The sequence below is a fragment of the Rhizobium sp. CB3090 genome (assembly GCF_029714285.1).
Taxonomy (GTDB): Bacteria; Pseudomonadota; Alphaproteobacteria; order Rhizobiales; family Rhizobiaceae; genus Rhizobium.
The window spans coordinates 453,530-471,972 of sequence record NZ_CP121662.1 but is presented as its reverse complement, the minus strand read 5'-3'; the positions used below and the strand labels follow the sequence as shown (position 1 = coordinate 471,972).

General features: G+C 61.2%; 16 protein-coding genes. 11 read left to right on the top strand and 5 right to left on the bottom strand.

Annotated elements, in window-relative coordinates; all coding sequences use genetic code 11:
- Positions 1–14: 14 nt before the first annotated feature.
- A complete protein-coding gene (locus QA646_RS02245; protein WP_283057339.1) occupies positions 15–578 on the top strand; it encodes a biotin transporter BioY in 564 nt (187 codons plus the stop codon).
- A gap of 9 nt (positions 579–587) precedes the next feature.
- Here the strand turns inward: QA646_RS02245 and QA646_RS02240 are convergent, their stop codons facing one another.
- Positions 588–989, bottom strand: coding sequence for a thioesterase family protein (locus QA646_RS02240; protein WP_283057337.1), 402 nt, complete (start codon positions 987–989; stop codon positions 588–590).
- 167 nt (positions 990–1,156) lie between these two features.
- On the opposite strand from QA646_RS02240, the gene QA646_RS02235 reads away from it, so the two are divergent.
- The 8 genes from QA646_RS02235 (at position 1,157) to ppk2 (ending at position 10,231) form a co-directional block, all read left to right on the top strand.
- Complete coding sequence (locus tag QA646_RS02235) at positions 1,157–2,098, top strand: histone deacetylase family protein (RefSeq protein WP_283057336.1); 942 nt, start codon at positions 1,157–1,159, stop codon at positions 2,096–2,098.
- A gap of 2 nt (positions 2,099–2,100) precedes the next feature.
- The gene (locus QA646_RS02230; protein ID WP_283057335.1) at positions 2,101–2,352 is read left to right on the top strand and encodes an exodeoxyribonuclease VII small subunit; all 252 of its coding nucleotides are present in this window, start codon (positions 2,101–2,103) and stop codon (positions 2,350–2,352) included.
- A gap of 124 nt (positions 2,353–2,476) precedes the next feature.
- The gene (locus QA646_RS02225) at positions 2,477–3,436 is read left to right on the top strand and encodes a TAXI family TRAP transporter solute-binding subunit (protein ID WP_283057334.1); all 960 of its coding nucleotides are present in this window, start codon (positions 2,477–2,479) and stop codon (positions 3,434–3,436) included.
- 97 nt (positions 3,437–3,533) lie between these two features.
- Positions 3,534–5,645, top strand: a complete 2,112-nt coding sequence (locus tag QA646_RS02220; RefSeq protein ID WP_283057333.1) for a TRAP transporter permease — start codon at positions 3,534–3,536, stop codon at positions 5,643–5,645.
- Positions 5,642–6,007, top strand: coding sequence for a DUF1850 domain-containing protein (locus QA646_RS02215; protein ID WP_283057332.1), 366 nt, complete (start codon positions 5,642–5,644; stop codon positions 6,005–6,007). Before QA646_RS02220 ends, QA646_RS02215 begins: the two co-directional genes overlap by 4 nt.
- A gap of 86 nt (positions 6,008–6,093) precedes the next feature.
- On the top strand, positions 6,094–7,017 hold the full coding sequence (locus QA646_RS02210) for a pirin family protein (protein WP_283057331.1): 924 nt from the start codon (positions 6,094–6,096) through the stop codon (positions 7,015–7,017).
- A gap of 125 nt (positions 7,018–7,142) precedes the next feature.
- Positions 7,143–9,059, top strand: coding sequence for a 1-deoxy-D-xylulose-5-phosphate synthase (dxs, locus tag QA646_RS02205; protein ID WP_283057330.1), 1,917 nt, complete (start codon positions 7,143–7,145; stop codon positions 9,057–9,059).
- A gap of 251 nt (positions 9,060–9,310) precedes the next feature.
- On the top strand, positions 9,311–10,231 hold the full coding sequence (gene ppk2 / locus QA646_RS02200; RefSeq protein WP_283057329.1) for a polyphosphate kinase 2: 921 nt from the start codon (positions 9,311–9,313) through the stop codon (positions 10,229–10,231).
- A gap of 267 nt (positions 10,232–10,498) precedes the next feature.
- Here ppk2 and QA646_RS02195 read toward each other — a convergent pair whose 3' ends face one another.
- Both QA646_RS02195 and QA646_RS02190 read right to left on the bottom strand, forming a co-directional pair.
- Positions 10,499–12,433: a methyl-accepting chemotaxis protein gene (locus QA646_RS02195; protein WP_283057328.1), complete on the bottom strand. Its 1,935-nt coding sequence runs from the start codon at positions 12,431–12,433 to the stop codon at positions 10,499–10,501.
- Positions 12,434–12,653: 220 nt separating this feature from the next.
- Positions 12,654–13,661 carry a DUF4424 domain-containing protein gene (locus QA646_RS02190; protein ID WP_283057327.1) on the bottom strand — a complete coding sequence of 336 codons (1,008 nt, stop codon included), beginning with the start codon at positions 13,659–13,661 and terminating at the stop codon, positions 12,654–12,656.
- Positions 13,662–13,787: 126 nt separating this feature from the next.
- Here QA646_RS02190 and QA646_RS02185 point away from each other — a divergent pair, with 126 nt between their 5' ends.
- Both QA646_RS02185 and QA646_RS02180 read left to right on the top strand, forming a co-directional pair.
- Positions 13,788–14,528: a TlyA family RNA methyltransferase gene (locus QA646_RS02185; protein ID WP_283057326.1), complete on the top strand. Its 741-nt coding sequence runs from the start codon at positions 13,788–13,790 to the stop codon at positions 14,526–14,528.
- A complete protein-coding gene (locus tag QA646_RS02180) occupies positions 14,525–15,775 on the top strand; it encodes a class I SAM-dependent RNA methyltransferase (RefSeq protein ID WP_283057325.1) in 1,251 nt (416 codons plus the stop codon). The genes QA646_RS02185 and QA646_RS02180 overlap by 4 nt, the downstream gene beginning before the upstream one ends.
- Before the next feature lie 70 nt (positions 15,776–15,845).
- Here QA646_RS02180 and QA646_RS02175 read toward each other — a convergent pair whose 3' ends face one another.
- The gene (locus QA646_RS02175) at positions 15,846–16,598 is read right to left on the bottom strand and encodes a crotonase/enoyl-CoA hydratase family protein (RefSeq protein WP_283057324.1); all 753 of its coding nucleotides are present in this window, start codon (positions 16,596–16,598) and stop codon (positions 15,846–15,848) included.
- Positions 16,599–16,608: 10 nt separating this feature from the next.
- Positions 16,609–18,387 carry an acyl-CoA dehydrogenase gene (locus QA646_RS02170; RefSeq protein ID WP_283057323.1) on the bottom strand — a complete coding sequence of 593 codons (1,779 nt, stop codon included), beginning with the start codon at positions 18,385–18,387 and terminating at the stop codon, positions 16,609–16,611.
- Between the last annotated feature and the right edge of the window lie 56 nt (positions 18,388–18,443).

The window sequence follows — 18,443 nt, the reverse complement described above, 5'->3', positions numbered from 1 at the left end:
CGAATGGAGCCGTCATGACCACCCGCGACCTCGTCCTCTCTGCGCTCTTTGCCGCCATCATCGTGGCGCTCGGCCTGCTGCCGCCGATCCCGATCGGCATCATTCCGGTGCCGATCACTGCGCAGTCGCTCGGCGTGATGCTTGCGGGCGTGGTACTTGGCGCAAAGCGCGGCGCGGTTGCGGTATTGATCGTCGTCGTGCTGGTGGCAATCGGCCTGCCGGTGCTATCGGGCGGCCGCGGCGGACTTGCCGTCTTCGCCGGCCCGACGGCCGGCTTCTTCATCGGCTGGATCTTCGCCGCCTACGTCACCGGTTATCTCTCCGAGCGGCTGGTGAAGGCCGAGCAGGCGGGACTTGCCCAGGGCATCGGCTTCTTCATCGCTTCGGTGATCGGCGGCGTCGTGGTTCTCTACGCCTTCGGCATTGCCTGGCTCGCGATCGCGGCCAATCTTGGCTTCACCAACGCGTTCAAAGGGTCGATGGGCTTCGTTCCCGGCGATCTCGTCAAGGCTGTTGTCGCCGCCCTCGTCGGCCGCGCCGTCATGGTCGGCTATCCCCTTTTGCCGCAGCGGAGCTGAGCCAAAAGGTCAATCCAAGTACTTGTAGAGCCAGTCGCGGGTGTCTTCGGGCAGCGGCACGGGATCGTGTTCCTCGCCGCGCACGGCGAGCCAGAGGATTTCCACCTCCGCCGCGAGCTCATTGCCGGTTTCGACCATGACCAGGAAGCCGACCGACTTGCCGCCGATTTTGTTGACGCTGACCGAAAAACGGGCCAGTTCGTCATAGCGCAACGCCCGGTGCAGCGCACACGAGGCCTTTGTGGCGATGTATGCCGGCTCGTCGTTCACCAGCGGCCGCGCGCGCCAAAAATTCGACAATGCCGTTTCCGCCTGGGAGATGTAGGAGGCGATGAACATCTGCCCCTGCCTGTCGACATCGCGAGGCGGTATCCGCATCTCGATGACATCAGATCGTTCGATACCCATCATAACGCAAAACCTCAGCCGGCGCGGCTCGCACCTTAATGAAAGCTTAACATCGCGCCTCAAGAAGTAAACGGTTGGTAGCTCAACGTGGTTAAGATGGATTGTTGACATTATGATGATACTGCCCATGTCCGGTAGCAGATGTCATATCTCGTCTGTAGATTGGTTTCATGAGCACACGTCTTTACGAGCACCCGATTTTTCTGGAACACCTTACCCCGCCGGGTCATCCGGAGAGGCCGGACCGGCTGCGGTCGCTGAATATCGCGCTGGAGCATCCGAACTTCGAAAGGTTGGACCGTCGCAAAGCGCCGCTCGCCAGCGAGGACGCGGTGCTGCTGGCCCATCCGGAAGAGCACCTGACCTTCGTCCTGCGCTCGATCCCCGACGGGGGTGACGACGATGAGATCAACCAGCTCGAAGCCGACACCTATGCCAGCCCGAAGACCTTGCAGGCCATCATGCATGGCGTCGGCGGCGCGATGGCCGCAGTCGACGACGTGTTCTCGGGCGCGGCCGACAATGTCTTCGTCGCGGCCCGTCCGCCCGGTCATCACGCCGAGAAGAACAAGGCCATGGGCTTCTGCTTCTTCAACAATGTGGCAATCGCCGCCCGCCATGCGCAGAAAGCCCATGGAGCCGAGCGCATTGCCATCGTCGATTGGGATGTGCATCACGGCAATGGCACGCAGGACATCTTCTGGGACGATCCCTCGGTGCTCTTCTGCTCCACGCACCAAATGCCGCTTTACCCGGGCACTGGCAAAAAGGACGAGCGAGGCGCGCATAATACCATCGTCAACGCGCCGCTTTCGCCCAATACCGGCGGCGACCATTTCCGCGAGGCTTTCAAATCTCGCGTGCTGCCGGCGCTCGATGATTTCCGCCCTGACCTCATCCTCATCTCGGCCGGCTTCGACGCCCATCATCGCGATCCCCTGGCCCAACTCAATCTCACCGGCGAGGATTTCGACTGGGCGACCGGGCGAATCCTGGAAGCCGCCGACCGCAGCGCCAAGAACCGGGTCGTCAGCCTGCTCGAAGGCGGCTATGATCTCGAAGGCCTCGCCGAATCGGCGGGCTTGCATATTTTGCGCATGATGAAGGGTTGATGATGAGCGAAAACGCCAAAGTGGATGTGTCCGGCTATTCCTTCGAAAAGGCCGTGGCGGAGCTCGAAAGCATCGTCGCGCGGCTGGAACGCGGCGACGTGGCGCTCGACGAATCCATTGCCATCTATGAGCGTGGCGAAGCGCTGAAGAAACATTGCGAAGCCCTGCTCACGGCAGCCGAGAACCGCATCGAGAAAATCAGGCTCGACCGGGCCGGCAAGCCGCAGGGAACGGAACCGCTGGATGGACAATAAGGCATAGCGCTCGCCAGAAGAGCGGTTCTCCGGTTTGCATCCTCAGATCTTCAACCTCTCATTGACGCCATCCGGCTCTCCGCCCATGATAGCGCCGTTGAGGGATTGATTGGGGAGGACAATCGTGAAACGTACTGCAGCCAATTTCATTGCCGCCAGCACACTGGCTCTTACCTGCATCCTTACGGCAACTACCGCCAAGACCGAAGAATTCATCAATGTGCTGACCGGGGGGACATCGGGCGTTTACTATCCGCTCGGCGTGGCGTTGGCTAAAATCTACGGCGACAATATTCCTGGCGCCAGAACGCAGGTGCAGGCCACCAAGGCTTCGGTGGAGAATCTCAATCTTCTGCAGCAGGGCAAGGGCGAAATCGGATTTTCGCTCGGCGATTCCGTGCAAATGGCCTGGGAAGGCAACAAGGAGGCCGGTTTTCCCGGTAAGCTCACCAAGCTTCGCGGCATAGCCGCGATCTATCCGAATTACATCCAGATCGTCGCCTCCAAAGAATCGGGCATCAAGACGCTGGCCGATCTGAAGGGCAAGAGCCTTTCCGTCGGAGCGCCGAAATCGGGTACGGAGCTGAACGCCCGCGCCATCCTGCAGGCCGCCGGCATGAGCTACAAAGAGCTTGGCAAGACCGAATACCTGCCCTTTGCGGAATCAGTCGAACTTATGAAGAATCGCCAGCTCGATGCGACCCTGCAATCGGCCGGATTGGGCGTCGCATCGATTCGCGACCTGGCAAGCTCACTACCGATCAATGTTGTGGCCGTGCCTGCCGCCGATGTTGCCAAGATCGGAGCGCCGTATATTTCGGTGAAAATCCCGGCAGGCACCTATCAGGGTCAGACCGAAGATGTGGAAACGGCAGCCGTCGGTAATTTTCTCATCACGCATGAGGGTGTCCCCGATGAGACCGTCTATCAGATGACGAAGCTGCTCTTCGAAAATCTCGGACCGCTATCTGCCGCTCATGCCGCTGCAAAAGCGATTGATCGCTCCAAAGCACTCGAGAGCATGCCTGTGCCGCTGCATCCCGGCGCGGAGCGCTATTACCGCGAAGTAGGCCTTCTGAAATAACGCCGGTTTGGGTGCGTCGAATCTCAATCAGACGAAGCGCACCCGCCAACACCGTCGCAATCGCGGAAATTCCAACCCATCGAAGCCGGGGGCAGCAATGACCGATATCGAGTCCGGGCAGCAATATCTCGCACCGCATTCTGCCGAAGAGCCGATCGAAGGCCTTCCGCAGGGATTCGGCGATGGGCTATCCGGCCGCGTCGCATTCTGGATCGCATTCAGCTTTTCGCTATTCCAGCTCTGGACGGCGGCCTATGGCACCTTGCCCAGCCAGATCGTACGCGCGATGCATGTCGGTTTTCTGCTGCTGCTCGGCTTCGCGCTGCTCGGAAATCTCGTCGCCAAAACCCCGTTTGGCAAAATGGTGCTCTGGGCGCTCGGCATCATCGGTTTCCTGACAGGTGTCTATAACTGGATATTCTATGCCGCGCTGATCGAGCGCGCCGGTTTCCTGACGGAGATCGACCTTACGGTCGGCGTGATCCTGATCGCTCTCGTCTTCGAGAGTGCGCGCCGGCTGATGGGCCTGCCGCTGACCATCATTGCGGCGATCTTCTTCCTCTATTGTTTCGTGGGCAATCATTTGCCTTCGCCTTTCAATCACCGGGGCTATGATTTCGCGCAGATCATCGAGCAATTCAGCTACGGCACCGAAGGCATCTACGGCACGCCGATCTACGTCTCGGCCAGCTACATCTTCATCTTCGTGGTCTTTGCCGCCTTTCTCGAACGCGCCGGAATGCTCGCCCTTTTCAACGATTTCGCTCTTGGTCTGGTTGGCACCTGGCGCGGCGGGCCGGCGCAGGTCTGCGTGCTCTCCTCGGCGCTGATGGGGACAATCTCGGGATCGGGTGTGGCGAACGTCGTCGCCAGCGGGCAATTCACCATTCCGCTGATGAAGCGCTTCGGCTTCCGCTCCGCCTTTGCCGGTGGTGTCGAGGCGACGTCGTCCATGGGCGGTCAGATCATGCCGCCAGTCATGGGCGCCGTCGCCTTCATCATGGCCGAGACCCTCAATGTCCCCTATGCGGAAATCGTCAAGGCAGCGTTGATCCCTGCCTTCCTCTACTTCGGCGTCTGTTTCTGGATCGTCTACCTGGAGGCCGGCAAGGCCGGCCTGAGCGGCATGAAAAAATCCGAACTGCCAAATCCCTGGCAGGCGGTGCGGCAGCACTGGCCGCTGGTGCTGCCGCTCGCGGCGCTCGTCTATCTCCTCTTTGCCGGCTATACGCCGATCTATGCCGGGACGATGGGGCTGGCACTGGTCGTCGTCCTCATTCTTGGAACCTCGCTCTCGGCTCTCATCGGTCCGAAGGTTCTGCGGAGCGTGTTCTGGATCATCCTTGGCCTTGCGGCTGCTTCCTTCACCAAATTCGGCGTGAACATCCTTGCCTTGGTGATCGGTGCCCTCGTGCTTGCCTGCGTCCTCTTCAAGGGAGGGCGCGAGACGCTCGGCATCTGCCGCGATTCGCTGGCCGAAGGCGCCAAGAATGCGCTTCCGGTGGGCATTGCCTGTGCCATCGTCGGCATCGTTATCGGCACGCTGACATTGACCGGCATCGCCTCCACCTTCATCGGGGCGATCATCAGCATCGGCAAGGACAATCTCTTCCTTTCGCTGGTATTGACGATGCTGACCTGTCTCGTGCTCGGCATGGGCATTCCAACCATTCCGAACTACATCATCACGTCATCGCTGGCGGGACCGGCGCTGCTGCAACTCGGTGTGCCGCTGCTCGTCAGCCACATGTTCGTATTCTATTTCGGCATTATGGCAGACCTCACGCCGCCGGTTGCCCTCGCTGCCTTCGCCGCGGCCCCCATGGCGAAGGCATCGGGCCTGCGCATTGCGGTGCAGGCGACGAAACTCGCCACGGCCGGCTTCGCCGTGCCGTTCATGGCGGTGTACACACCGGCGCTCATGCTGCAGGATGCAGGCCCGCTGGCGGCCGCGTGGGGTTATCCCGTCGAAGTCGCCTACATCGTCTTCAAAGCCTGTTTCGGCATCGCGCTCTGGGGCGCAGCATCGGTCGGCTTTCTGCTGGCGCGCCTGACGCTGGCGGAACGCCTGCTCGCCTTCGCCGCCGGTGTCAGCCTTATTGTTGCGCTGCCCTTGACGGATGAGGCGGGGTTTGCCGTCGGCGCAGCGGTAATCGCCGTTCATTGGTGGCGCAACCGTCATCCACCGCAGGAACCGGTTACGCCATGAGCCTGTGCATCCTCACCGGCGGCAAGCTGATCACGGTCGCAGCGACGGCCTTCACCTTGCAATGGACGCATTCGATCGAGAAAACTGAATGGCGGGAGGCTTGGAGCGTCCGACCGGCCGGTTTGGTGCTGACCGAGGCCTGGATCAAAGGTTCCGGTGCGGGTATGGAACCGGGAGATGACGCTGTCCTGAAAGATGGATGGTGGAATTGGAAACCAAAGCGGATGCCGATCGCAAGGCTGTCGCTTGCCGCATCAGGCAAGACCGCCAGCGGCTGGACGCTCTGCCATGACGGCGAATGCCTGACTTTGGGGAGCAAAGCAGGCGATGATGCAGTCATCGGCTCATGCCCTCTTCGATAGGTGAGGCTGCAACATCCCCGCAGCTTCTGCTATCACTTGTTGCTCTTTCCAGCTAAGTTAATCGGCAACTCAATGGAGCGCTCGCCATGTCCTTCTTTCCTGGCAAAGATCCACTGCCCGGCGATGCCTTCGCCTGCGACGCGATCGAGCATCTCATCATTCCGCGCACGACGGATCTTGGCGGCTTTTCCGTCCGTCGCGCGCTCCCGAGCAGCCGACGGCGGCTTGTGGGGCCGTTTATCTTCTTTGACCGTATGGGTCCGGCGGTGCTGAGACCCGACGAAGCAGTGGATGTCAGGCCGCATCCGCATATCGGCCTTTCGACCGTCACCTATCTTTTCGACGGCGAAATCCGTCACATGGACAGCCTGGGTACGGAAAAGATCATTCGCCCCGGCGATATCAACCTGATGACGGCCGGGCGCGGCATCGTGCATTCCGAACGCACGCCGGACAATCTGCGCGGCCATCCGCTGGCGATGTCCGGCCTGCAGACCTGGCTCGCGCTGCCGGACGACAAGGAAGAGATCGATCCGGACTTTACCCATACCGAAAAGAGCGATCTACCGCCGATCAACGACGGCGGTGCGACGGGCCGCGTGGTTATCGGAAGCTTCGAGGGCGTAACCTCGCCGGTCAAAGTCTTCTCCGACACGCTCTATGTCGATCTTCAGCTTCAGCCCGGCGTGAAGTTCCCATTCGGCGCCGAACATGAGGAACGTGCGGTCTATATTCTCTCCGGCTCATTGATCGTTGCCGGCGACCGTTTCGAGCAGGATCAGCTCCTTGTCTTCCGCCCCGGCGATGCTATTGCCTTAGAGGCGGCTGAGAAAGGCTGTCATCTTATGCTTTTTGGGGGTGCGGCGCTCAATTCGAAGCGCTATATCTGGTGGAATTTCGTGTCTTCTTCCAAGGAACGCATCGAAAAGGCCAAGGAAGAATGGCGCACCGGCCGTTTCGACATCGTGCCGGGAGACGAGGAAGAGTTTATTCCTTTGCCGGAAAGCTAACGGGTTCATAACAATGCCAAATGTTTCTTGTTCTGGCAGTCCTTGAATTCGTCGCCTTCTGACGCAATCTGTTTTGACATAAAGGCGGGCCGCCGCCCAAGAATAGCAAGAAAGAGGCTTCAGCCTTGACACATATGCCAGAGACGCCCCTGCTGGACCAGGTCCACTATCCTTCCGACCTGCGAAAGCTGGAGGACCGGGATTTGCCGCAACTCGCCAGCGAGCTCCGCGAAGAGATGATCGACGCGGTATCGCGCACGGGTGGGCATCTGGGCGCCGGCCTCGGCGTTGTCGAACTCACCATCGCCATCCACAATGTCTTCGATACGCCGAACGACCGCCTGATCTTCGACGTCGGCCATCAGTGTTATCCGCACAAGATCCTGACCGGCCGCCGCGACCGTATCCGCACGCTGCGCCAGGAGGACGGACTTTCCGGCTTCACCCGCCGGGCAGAGAGCGAATACGATCCCTTCGGCGCCGCGCATTCCTCGACGTCGATCTCCGCCGGCCTCGGCATGGCGGTTGCTGCCGAACTCGACAAGACCGACCGCCGCGTCATTGCGGTCATCGGCGACGGCGCGATGTCGGCCGGCATGGCCTATGAGGCGCTGAACAATGCCGGCGCGCTCGACGCCCGGCTGATCGTCATCCTCAATGACAACGACATGTCGATCGCCCCGCCGACGGGGGCCATGAGCGCCTATCTGGCCCGCCTTGCCTCCGGCCGCACCTATATGGGCTTCCGCGATTTCGGCAAGAAGCTGACCGCCTATCTCGGCAAGAATGTCGACCGTGCCATTACCCGCGCCGTGGAGCATGCACGAGGCTATGTCACCGGCGGGACGATGTTCGAGGAGATGGGGTTCTACCACATCGGCCCGATCGACGGTCATTCCTTCGACCATCTGCTTCCGGTCCTACGGAATGTGCGGGACCATGCGCAGGGGCCGGTGCTGATCCATGTGGTGACGCAAAAGGGCAAGGGCTATGCCCCCGCCGAAGCGGCAGCGGACAAATATCACGGCGTCAACAAGTTTGACGTCATCACCGGTGCGCAGGCCAAGGTGAAGCCGAACGCACCGAGCTATACCAGCGTCTTCGCCGATGCACTGGTGCAGGAAGCGATGCTGGACGACAAGATCGTCGGCATTACCGCCGCCATGCCGAATGGCACCGGACTCGATAAGCTGCAGGAATTTTTCCCGGCCCGCTGTTTCGATGTCGGTATTGCCGAGCAGCACGCCGTCACTTTCGCGGCCGGCCTCGCCGCCGAGGGTTTCAAGCCGTTCGCGGCACTTTATTCGACCTTCCTGCAGCGCGCCTATGACCAGGTGGTGCATGATGTCGCGATCCAGGGCCTGCCAGTGCGCTTCCCGATCGACCGCGCCGGTTTCGTAGGCGCCGACGGGCCGACGCATGCCGGTTCCTTCGATACCGCCTTCCTCGCCACCCTGCCCGGCTTCGTGGTCATGGCCGCTGCCGACGAGGCGGAGCTGAAGCATATGGTGCGCACGGCAGCCGCCTACGATCTCGGCCCTATCTCCTTCCGCTATCCCCGTGGCGAAGGTGTCGGCATCGAACTGCCGGAACGCGGCGAAATTCTTCAGATCGGCAAGGGCCGTATCGTCAAGCAGGGGTCGAAGGTGGCGCTGCTATCCTTCGGCACGCGACTCGCCGACAGTCTAGCCGCTGCCGAAGATCTCGACGCTGCCGGCCTATCGACAACGGTTGCCGATGCCCGCTTCGCTAAGCCGCTGGACCACGATCTCATCCGCCAGCTTGCCAGCCATCATGAGGTGCTGATCACCGTCGAGGAAGGCTCGGTTGGCGGCTTCGGCAGCCAGGTCATGCAGTTCCTCGCCACCGAAGGCCTGCTCGACAATGGCCTTAAGATCCGCACGCTGGTCATGCCCGATATCTGGATGGAGCAGGCCAAGCCCGAAGTCATGAACGCCAAAGCCGGCCTCGACCGCGCCGGCATCGTGCAGACGGTGTTCAAGGCGCTGGGCCGCAGCCGAATGATCGAGGTCGCCGGGTAAGCTCGGCTCCCTCGCTATCGCTATATCGTTTGTCCGGGCATCAAGCTTCCGGCACTCATCTGGCATTCCTATTGGGGTCGGCCTGGGTTTTCCGGGCGCCCTTACTCTCCGTCTCGCCGCAATCAGTCATCCAACTGTCATGAACAAAGCGGAACTTGCAGCAATGCAGGGGCAGGCATGGTCGCGCCTTTGATAGCGATCATGCATTCGACTGCTATCACATTAGCTGTCATAGAGAAGCGGAGAGAACCTTGAGCAATCCAGACAAAGAACATGAGTATTCCGACTGGCTCGAAGCGGAATTGGCCGATACGCTGGATGAAGACTATGAGTTGGAACTCTCGGAACCTGCTCTCTCCGAAGAGATCCGAAAAATCTACCAGAAAGCGCATCCGGCTGCGATGCCGCGCATCGACTACTTCCGCGCCCTGCTGTCATTGCAAGCCGAACTAATCAAGCTGCAGGATTGGGTGACCTATCACAAGGAAAAGGTCGTCGTGATCTTCGAGGGTCGAGATTCGGCGGGCAAAGGCGGAGCAATCAAGCGAATCACCCAAAGGCTCAACCCGCGCGTTGCGAGGGTCGTCGCGCTGCCAGCGCCATCCGATCGCGAAAAGACCCAATGGTATTTCCAGCGCTACGTGCCCCATCTGCCGGCGGGCGGTGAGATCGTTCTCTTCGACCGGTCTTGGTACAATCGCTCCGGTGTCGAGCGTGTGATGGGCTTCGCGACGGAAGATCAGGTCCAGCAGTTCTTCAACGACGTGCCCGAGTTCGAACGCATGCTGGTTCGCTCCGGGATCCGGCTTGTCAAATATTGGTTTTCGATCACCGACGAAGAACAGCAGCTTCGCTTTCTGGTGCGCATCCATGATCCCCTGAAGCAGTGGAAGCTATCGCCGATGGATCTACAGTCCCGCGTGCGGTGGGAAGCCTATACGAAGGCCAAGGAAGAAACCTTTGCTCGCACGAACATTCCGGAAGCGCCTTGGCACATCGTCGAAGGCAATGACAAGAAGCGCACCCGCCTGAACTGCATGGACCATCTGCTCAGGCAAATTCCCTATGAGGACGTGCCTCACGAGGACATCACCCTACCGGAGCGCGTCTTCAACCCCGACTATGAGCGCAAGGTGCTACCGCCAGAGCTTTATGTTCCGTCGAAGTACTAAAGTGCATTGGCCAAGGGTCATAACCACCCTCGGCCATTGCTACTCATTGGTATCTGTCTCGCCCCGAAATGAGCGAGACAGTTCACCGATCAAAATGGTCTTTCCGTCCGAGCCTCCGGTGCTCGGAAAAAAGCGTCAGGAGATCGGCGTCATCAAGACGCCCGGCTCAGAGCAGTTCAGCACTTCACGGAATCGCTGAACTGCTCAATCTCTTTGTTTTCACGCAATTCCGGACGAAAAACCGCTACGCACTTTTCCTGGAATTGCTCAGAATTCCTGCCACTCATCCTGGGCAACAGCCGCAGCAGCCTTGCCGCCAAATGCCTTGGCCACCGTGCGGCCCAATGCCCTCGCAGGCGAAGCAGCCGGGCGCGACTGGGCGGTGACGACCGCTGGACGCTTGGATTCACGCGGCATGTCATTCAGGCGGAACTGGTGCAGGAGTTCGTTGAGGGAGGCTGCCTCGCGGGCGAGTGCGTGGCTCGCCGCCGTCTGTTCCTCGACCATGGCGGCATTCTGCTGCGTGCCCTGGTCCATGTTGTTGACGGCGGTGTTGATCTCCTGCAGGCCCGTCGACTGTTCGCGGGTCGCGATGACGATGGCGCCGACGTGGCGGTTGATCTCCTGCACTTCGGAAACGATCAGCTCCAGCGCCTTGCCGGTCTCTCCGACCAGGGAGACGCCGGTGTTGACATGATCGCTCGACGTGGTGATCAGCGCCTTGATCTCCTTGGCGGCGTTGGCGGAACGCTGTGCGAGCTCGCGGACTTCCTGGGCGACGACTGCAAAACCCTTACCGGCATCGCCGGCGCGGGCGGCTTCGACGCCGGCATTCAGGGCCAGAAGGTTGGTCTGGAAAGCGATATCGTCGATGACGCTGATGATGTTGCTGATCTCACCCGAGGACTTTTCGATCTGCTGCATGGCGGAGACCGCCTTGCGCACCACTTCGCCGGACTTCTCAGCACCCTCGCGAGCACGTTCGACGAGATGGCCGACATCTTCGGCGCGCTTGGCCGAATCGCGAACCGTCGTCGTCACCTGCTCAAGGGCTGCTGCTGTCTCTTCGACAGCGGCGGCCTGCTGCTCGGTGCGGCGGGCAAGATCGTCGGCAGCCGAGCGAATTTCGCCTGCACCGGCATTGATCGCCGAAGCATTGCGGCCGACCGACTGCAGGGCGGCCTCCAGCTTTTCGGCGGCATTGTTGAAGTCGGCGCGGACACCGTCGAACTGCGGCGCAAAGGCGCGGTCGAGGCGCGCGGTGATATTGCCAGAGGCAAGGGCGGCAAGTCCGCCGGCCAATCCTTCCATGGCGAAGCGGATCTCGCCCTCTTCGCGGGCCTTCTGCTCGTCGCTCATCCGACGTTGACGCTCGGCATCGCCGCGCATGCGGTCGGTTTCGCCCGCAAGACGCAGCTTCTCGATCGCTGCATCCTTGAATACGAGGACGGCGTCGGCCATGCGGCCGACTTCATCGCCGCGGCCAATGGCGGGCACATCGATATTATGCTCGCCGCTGGCAAGCCGGCCCATGGCGGCGGTCATGCCGACGATCGGGCGAACGATGGTGCGCGCGAGGAGCCAGGCAAGCACGGCAGCGGCCAGCGAGGCGACGATGCCGCCGACAATCAGCGTGATGCGAAGATCGCTGTTGGCTTCGTCCTGGATGGCGGACAAGGCATCAGCCTTGGCGCGGGCAGCTTGCTTGATCTTGGCTGCCGCCTCACGGAAGCCGTCGAGCTGGCCCTTGGTTTCGTTCTGGCCGATCTTGACGATCTGATCGAGTGGCATCTCCGTTTCCTTGCGCGCCTTCATCTGCGGCTCGGCGAGCTGGTGGAAATAGAGGTCTGCGGCCTTCTGCATGGCGTCGATCGCCGAAAGCAGATCAGGCTCATTGGCGGCAACCGCCTTGGCGGCCGCCATGCTCTTCAGCATGCGATCGCGATTGGTGCCGACGTCGCCGTAGGTGCTATTGCTGCGCAACAGCAGGAAGCCGCGCAAGTTGACGGCCTGTTCCAGCATGGCCTGCAGGGAATCGTCGATCAAATTGACGAGCTGCTGTGACTTGAGCTGTTCGGCGGCGGCCCCTGTGGATACTTCTTCCTTGGCGTAAACGAATGCGGAAACGCAGGCGAAGAGAGCGATGAGTGCGGCAAAGGTGATGGCGAGTTTGCCATTCAAAGAAAGATTCTTCGCAAACATGGGCGAGCGCCTCCTGAGCGCTGGTCCTAGAGCACATCGACGAACCCGCTGGGAGAGCGCGGCCGGATGCTCGAAAATTTAGGGAAGAGGCATGATTGGGCGCAAAACGCGCGAAGCCGTCATGGCAGGCGATTATCCCTGAAGAAGACAATCGCAATCCTCTGCATAAGTAGATGCTACCGCTTTAAAATCATTTAACTCCCTGCGGCGCAGTAAAAGCCTAATTCCGAGGTACTGCGTTGAGGATCAGAATATCGAGGTCATGCTCAGGAGAAAAATTCTCCGCTGTCATCTGGAAGGTCGTGGGGCCGGTCTTTTTGACGCCGCTGCCGCAGAAACTGACGTAGTTGTCCGGGCCGCCCTTATCGACGGTTAGCTGGAAATGTTTGATCGGTCCGGACCAGTTGGCGCCTGTGCTCAAAACATAGGAAATCCAGCTTTCGGTATAGCCGCGGCCACCCTTGTCGGCGGCGTCGGATAGTTTAGCGGCAGTTTTAAGAAAAGCGTTGTCCACGCAATATTTGGTCTGATAGGTTTTGAGCTGCTCTTTTTTGTAGTCATCGTCGCCAGCAAAGGTGATGGCGACCGTGCCGCCAACGCTCGGCTTGTAGCGATGCTGGACGCTGATCTTGGCGCCGGCCGGAAACTTGGTGCGCCACCAATAGGTCGTGTGTAAGGTCCAGATCGGCGTCGGATGATGCTTCATGCCCTGGCCGTCATCATCATATTCGTCATCGGTAATGAGGCCCCGCGCCGTCCAGTCCTCGAGCACATCAGGCGGCAGCTTCGCAACCGCGTTGAACGCGGCTGAGCCGAGCGGTCGCAGTGGAATATTGTGCGCCTTCAGCTCCGCCGTCATATCGATACCGGCGACTGTCACGTTCTGCTGGAGAGTCGGCGTGATCGGTTTGCCGTCCTGCATGACGGTGAAATCGAGGAAGTTGTCGGCATCGGCGTCCTCGATGGCGACCGTGCTATCGAGGACGCCCTCGATATCCGGCATGGGAAAGGCAACGACGCTTTCGACATCCTTATCCGAGGTGTTCTCGAAGATGTAATCGACCTTCACCTCGGTCGGAGAAATGAAGAGCTTTTCGTCCTCCATGCTGATATCGCCACTTCGGACATAGGCGAGGCCGCCGGTCTTGAGCTCAGCCATGCTATCATTCGCCAAGGCCGGCATAGCAATCATCGCCATAGCCGTCGCATAACCGCAAATTCCGCGCATTCGAGCCCCCATCAACCGCCGGTTTGTAGCGATTATGGTCAGATGCCGCATAGCGTCAACGCCGAGATCGGCCGCCATCAACACAAAATGCTTGCAACGCAGACCATTGCCCGGCATGGACAGCCCATGTCCGAACCGCAACGCCTCGACCAGCTTCTCGTCTCCCTTTCGCTTTTCGCCAGCCGTTCGCGGGCGCGCGACGCCATTCAGCGCGGCACGGTAACGGTTGACGGCAAGGTGGTGAGCAAGCCGGGGGCGTTATTTACCGAAGATGCTGAGATCGCGATCGACGATCCGGCTCAGGACTATGTGTCGCGGGCCGCGCTGAAATTGGTGGCGGCGCTCGATCATTTTCAGCTCGACCCAAAAGGGCAGCACTGTCTGGATGTCGGCGCCTCGACCGGCGGCTTCACCGAAGTGCTGCTGCAGCGGGGTGCCGCGCATGTCACCGCCATCGATGTCGGCCACGGGCAGATGCATCCGCGCATTTCAGCCGATCCGCGCGTCACCAACATAGAGGGCCTGAACGCCCGCAACCTTACGGCCGCAGATGTTGGCGAGCCCATAACCTTCGTCGCCTCGGACGTCTCCTTCATCTCGCTGAAGCTGGCGCTGGCACCTGCCCTGGCACTCGCAGAGCCGGGCTCGCACTGCGCGCTGCTCGTGAAGCCGCAATTCGAGGCCGGACGCGAGGCGATCGGCAAGGGCGGCCTGTTGAAGGACCCCTCCTCCGCTCCGACGGTCGCGGCAGAGCTGGAACGCTGGTTCGTCGAGGATGTGGGCTGGCGGAGCCTCGGTCTCATCCCCTCGCCGATCGCGGGTGGCGACGGCAATCAGGAATTTCTTCTCGCAGGGATCAAGCCATGAGCACCGAAACCGTAACTATCCAGAAGCTCGGCGCCCAGGGCGACGGTATTGCGCAAGGCACTGACGGGCCGATCTATGTGCCCTTCACGCTACCCGGCGAGACGGTTGCCATCGCCCGAGTGAAGAGCCATGGCACATTGATGTCGATCACATCGGCCTCGCCGGACCGGCAGGAGCCACCCTGTCGGCATTTCGGCCCGGAGGGCGTCAACGGCACCTGCGGCGGTTGCACGCTGCAGCATTATGCGGATCAGCCCTATCGCGCCTTCAAGCGCCAGCTGGTGGTCGATGCGCTGCGCTCCAAGGGGCTGGCACCCGAGGTCGACGACATTATCGCTGCCCATCCCGGCGAGCGCCGGCGTGTCGTCTTCGCCGCGCGCAAGACCGAGAAGGAGATGCTGATCGGCTTCAATCAGGCCGAAAGTCATCACATCGTCGCCATTCAGGAATGTCCGATCGCGTCGGCCGGGATCATGTCGCGGCTGCCGGCGATCAGGGCTGTGGGCGCTGCACTCGCCGTCAGCGCGGAGGCGTTTCGCATCTCCGTTCTGGAGACGCTCTCCGGTCTCGATATCGCTGTCGACGATATCAAGAAGCTCTCCGACAAGCAGCGCCGCAGTGCCATCGAGACCGTTCTCACCCTTCGCGGCATTGCCCGCGTCTCTTTGAACGGCGAAATCCTGGTCGAGCCGATGAAGCCGATGGTCGAGTTCGGCGGCGTACAGGTGTCGCCGCCGCCGGGCGCTTTTACTCAGGCGACGAAGCCGGCGGAAGAGGCCATGGCGGATCTGGTCGCCGCCCATGTCGGCAAGGCGAAGCGCATCGCCGATCTCTTCGCGGGCAGCGGCACATTCTCGCTGCGCCTTGCGCGCATCGGCCGTGTGCATGCCGTCGAAGGCGAAGACAAGCCGCTGGCAGCGCTCGACCATGCAGCGCGCAACACGCAGGGGCTGAAACCGGTGACCATCGAACGCCGCGACCTTTTCCGCCGACCGTTGATGGCGCAGGAGCTGAAAGCCTACGACGCCGTTGTCTTCGATCCACCCCGAGCCGGTGCGGAGTTCCAGAGCAAGGAACTGGCTCGCTCTACCGTCAAAAAAATCGTCGCCGTCTCCTGCAACCCCCTGACGCTCGCCCGCGATCTGGCCCTGCTTGTCGAAAGCGGCTACCGCATCACAAGGGTAACGCCGATCGACCAGTTCCTCTGGAGCTCGCATGTCGAGGTGGTGGCGGCGCTGGAGAAATAGGCCTTCCCTGCTGAGCCTGTCGAAGCAGGGCCGTCTCGAACCACGAGGGCGGATGAGGGAAAAGAACCCCTCACCGCTTCATGAAAGCCTCGAATGCCGCCCGAGCCTCTGCGCTCTTCAACTGCGCCGCAAAGTGCCTAGCCTCTTCCTCGATGCGGGCGAGCACATCCTCAGTGGAGCCCCGCATCAGGTCGCGGGCGATCCGCAGAGCCTCGGGTGGCTTGGCGGCGAGTTTGGCGGCGACCGAGAGGGTTTCGGCTTCCAGCGCTTCCGGCGCGGTGATTTTCCAGATCAGGCCGGCGTCTTTTGCTTCCGCGGCGGAAAAGCCCTCGCCGAGAGCGAGCAGAGCGAAGGCGCGCTGGTGGCCCATGACACGGGGGGCGAGCAGGCTGGAGGCGGCTTCGGGGACGAGGGCGAGATCGACGAAAGGGGTCTTGAACAGGCTGCGGTCGGAGGCGATCGTCAGGTCGCAATGGAGATGGATCGTGGTGCCGATGCCGATCGCCAGGCCGTCGACGCCGGAGACGACGGGTTTTTTCGCCGTTGCCAGTGCGGCCAGAAAGTCCAGCACCTCGCGGCCCATGGTGCCGCTCATGGCGAATGCCAGGAAATCGGCAAGATCATTGCCGGCGGAAAAACAACCTTCGCTGCCGAGAAAGGCGATGGCGCGGACATCCGAGATCTCATCCGCTGCCCGCAGCGCGTCGGTCATTGTCTGATACATGGCGCGGGTGAAGGCATTTTTCTTTTCCGGCCGGCTGAAGCGGATCACTTGCACATGCGGCGCGGTCTCAGGGCGTTCGATCAGGATGTGGTCGGTCAAGTGAATGTCCTTAGGCAAGAGCGATGCGCGCGGCTTCCAGGCTGGAAGCGCCGGCGACGATGCGATCGGTGAGTGCGGTGGTTTCGGCCAGCATGTTTTCCGCAGCAAAGCGGCAAAGAGCGATGCGCTTTTCCTCCTCGCCGTCTGCAACATCGGCCAAACCGCCTTTGGCGAGATAGCAGCCCGTCAGTACGAGGCCGAAGAGCCGTTGATAGGATGTGGCACCTGCCAGGGCCTCAGTGATACGGCCCTCCGCCTGGCGTACCAGCAGCCATTCGCTTGCCGCTTCGAGATCGGTGATGGCAGCGTAGAGCCGTTCAGCCGTCTCGCCGAAGCCGTCCAGATTGGATCTTGCAACGGCATCGGCGATCTCGCGCAGCTCGTGGGTGAAGCCACGCACATGGTCCCCATTGGTAATTGTCAGCTTACGCGTCACAAGGTCGATCGCCTGGATGCCGTTGGTGCCTTCGTAGATCGGCGCGATGCGGGCGTCGCGCAGCAGGCGGGCCGCGCCCGTCTCCTCGATGAAACCCATGCCGCCATGCACCTGAATGCCGAGCGAGGCGACATCGACGCCGGCGTCGGTGGAGAAGGATTTGGCGATCGGTGTCAGCAGGGCCGCCCGCTCCTGCCAATACTGTGCCCTTCTCTCATCGCGATGCGACATGTCGATCGCCTCGGCGCAGGCATAGCAGATGGCGCGCGAACCCTGCGTCAGCGCTTTCATCGTCAGCAGCATGCGGGCGACATCAGGATGTTCGATGATCGGGCTCATGCCTGCGGTCGTCGTACCCGGCGCCCGGCCTTGCGTGCGCTCTTTTGCGTAAGCGATGGCCTTCTGCGTCGCAGCCTCGGCGATCGCCACACCTTGGATACCGACGGCGAGACGGGCATTGTTCATCATCGTGAACATGCAGGCCAGCCCCTTGTTCTCCTCGCCGATCAGCCAGGCAACGGCACCCTTTTCGGTTCCGTATTTGCCGTCGCCATAGATCATCGTGCAGGTCGGCGAGCCTTGGATGCCGAGCTTATGCTCCAGCGAATGGGCGAAATAATCATTGCGAGCGCCGAGTGCGCCATCGTCGCCGACAAGGAATTTCGGCACGAGGAACAGGGAAATGCCGCGGGTGCCCGCCGGCGCGTCCGGAAGGCGGGCGAGCACGAAATGGACGATATTCTCCGCCGCCTCATGATCGCCCCAGGTAATAAAAATCTTCTGGCCGAACAGGCGATAGGTACCGTCGTCGCGGCGTTCGGCGCGAGTGCGCAGCGCGCCGACATCGGAGCCGGCATGCGGCTCGGTCAGGTTCATCGTGCCGGCCCATTCGCCGGAGACCAGTTTTGCCAGATACTTGCGCTTAAGGTCTTCGCTACCGTGGGCGAGCAGCGCCTCGACTGCACCCATGGTCAAGGTCGGCGCGAGGCCAAAGGCCATAGAAGCGGAATTCCACATTTCCAGCGTCGCGATATTCAGCATATGTGGCAGGCCCTGACCGCCAAATTCCTCTGGCGCCGTCAGCCCATTCCAGCCGCCGGCAACCCAGTCGCGATAGAGCTGCTCCCAGCCAGCGGGCAGCACCACCTTGCCATCAACCAGCTTCGCGCCGTGCCGATCGCCAATTTCGGCCAGCGGCTCCATCACGTCACTTGCAAAACGGCCGGCCTCCGTCAGGATAGCGTCAACGACATCGCCGCTGAGATCGCCGAGACGCCCCTCCTCCATCGCCTGCCCCATGCCAGCGACATGCTTCAGCGTAAACGCGATTTCCTCGACCGGCGCCTTGTACATTAGTCTTCCTCCGCAGTGACGATGCCGACAGTCTACCTCACCCAGGCTATCGGCCA

Bases quoted from the DNA above. Each gene is read 5' to 3' on its own strand.
- QA646_RS02180 (WP_283057325.1), top strand. From the start codon at position 14,525: ATGAGCACCGAAACCGTAACTATCCAGAAGCTCGGCGCCCAGGGCGAC.
- QA646_RS02220 (WP_283057333.1), top strand. From the start codon at position 3,534: ATGACCGATATCGAGTCCGGGCAGCAATATCTCGCACCGCATTCTGCC.
- QA646_RS02185 (WP_283057326.1), top strand. From the start codon at position 13,788: ATGTCCGAACCGCAACGCCTCGACCAGCTTCTCGTCTCCCTTTCGCTT.
- QA646_RS02230 (WP_283057335.1), top strand. From the start codon at position 2,101: ATGAGCGAAAACGCCAAAGTGGATGTGTCCGGCTATTCCTTCGAAAAG.
- QA646_RS02170 (WP_283057323.1), bottom strand. From the start codon at position 18,387: ATGTACAAGGCGCCGGTCGAGGAAATCGCGTTTACGCTGAAGCATGTC.
- QA646_RS02195 (WP_283057328.1), bottom strand. From the start codon at position 12,433: ATGTTTGCGAAGAATCTTTCTTTGAATGGCAAACTCGCCATCACCTTT.
- QA646_RS02215 (WP_283057332.1), top strand. From the start codon at position 5,642: ATGAGCCTGTGCATCCTCACCGGCGGCAAGCTGATCACGGTCGCAGCG.
- QA646_RS02245 (WP_283057339.1), top strand. From the start codon at position 15: ATGACCACCCGCGACCTCGTCCTCTCTGCGCTCTTTGCCGCCATCATC.
- QA646_RS02235 (WP_283057336.1), top strand. From the start codon at position 1,157: ATGAGCACACGTCTTTACGAGCACCCGATTTTTCTGGAACACCTTACC.
- QA646_RS02240 (WP_283057337.1), bottom strand. From the start codon at position 989: ATGATGGGTATCGAACGATCTGATGTCATCGAGATGCGGATACCGCCT.
- QA646_RS02210 (WP_283057331.1), top strand. From the start codon at position 6,094: ATGTCCTTCTTTCCTGGCAAAGATCCACTGCCCGGCGATGCCTTCGCC.
- QA646_RS02190 (WP_283057327.1), bottom strand. From the start codon at position 13,661: ATGCGCGGAATTTGCGGTTATGCGACGGCTATGGCGATGATTGCTATG.